The organism is Pseudomonas sp. HY13-MNA-CIBAN-0226 (genome assembly GCF_040310305.1).
Lineage (GTDB): Bacteria > Pseudomonadota > Gammaproteobacteria > Pseudomonadales > Pseudomonadaceae > Aquipseudomonas > Aquipseudomonas gregormendelii.
This window is the reverse complement of record NZ_JBEOPS010000644.1, coordinates 1-235: the sequence shown is the minus strand read 5'-3', so window position 1 is coordinate 235 and position 235 is coordinate 1. Positions and strand designations below refer to the sequence as shown.

1 protein-coding gene is annotated in these 235 nt (G+C 64.7%); it reads left to right on the top strand.

Annotation, left to right across the window (positions count from 1 at the left end; translation table 11 throughout):
* Window positions 1–235: ABC transporter permease subunit (locus tag AAEZ05_RS30260; RefSeq protein ID WP_350650366.1), on the top strand; the 235-nt coding region annotated here is incomplete at both ends.

Genomic DNA, 235 nt, shown 5'->3' with positions numbered 1-235 from the left:
GGCCAGTTCACCCAGTGGCTGGGCCTGGGCACCCTCACCTTCAGTTTCGCCGGGCTGGTGATTGGCTCGGTGATCTACTCCATGCCCTTTGTGGTGCAGCCGCTGCAGAACGCGTTTTCGGCCATCGGCACGCGCCCGCTGGAAGTGGCCGCGACCTTGCGCGCCAACCCGTGGGACACGTTTTTTACGGTGATCCTGCCGCTGGCACGCCCGGGGTTTATCACCGCCTCAATCC